1 protein-coding gene is annotated in these 474 nt (G+C 48.9%); it reads left to right on the top strand.

What is annotated here, in order from left to right; all coding sequences use genetic code 11:
* The coding region (locus tag FDX19_RS08070; protein ID WP_170974363.1) for a tyrosine-type recombinase/integrase at positions 1-330 on the top strand (330 nt) is incomplete at its 5' end.
* Positions 331-474 lie beyond the last annotated feature (144 nt).

Genomic DNA, 474 nt, shown 5'->3' with positions numbered 1-474 from the left:
TACGATCAGGATAAATGTATGAGCGACAACACTATCAACAAGGCGCTGCGCGTGATGGGATACGATACTAAAAAAGAGATCTGCGGTCACGGTTTCCGGGCGATGGCGTGCAGCGCGCTGAGTGAGTCAGGGCTGTGGAGCAAAGACGCCATTGAAAAGCAAATGAGCCATCAGGAAAGAAACAGCGTCCGTGCGGCCTATATTCATAAGGCTGAATATCTGGAGGAGCGGATCGCGATGATGCAGTGGTGGGCGGATTATCTGGATGCGAATCTCGACAGGTATATTTCCCCTTATCAGTACGCCGCGCCTCTGAAAAACGTATCGTAATGTAAAAGGTTTATAAAAGGGGAAACGGGTGTTTCCCCTTTGGTGCGTTTCAATCCGTGAATTATTTCAGCAGATCAATCAGCCGTAACAGAGCCAGTAAAAACTCCAGTACGGCGATGAGCACAATCAGCTTACGCGTCAACA

This window comes from Citrobacter sp. wls619 (genome assembly GCF_005281345.1).
Taxonomy (GTDB): domain Bacteria; phylum Pseudomonadota; class Gammaproteobacteria; order Enterobacterales; family Enterobacteriaceae; genus Citrobacter.
This window is presented reverse-complemented; position numbering and strand designations above follow the sequence as displayed.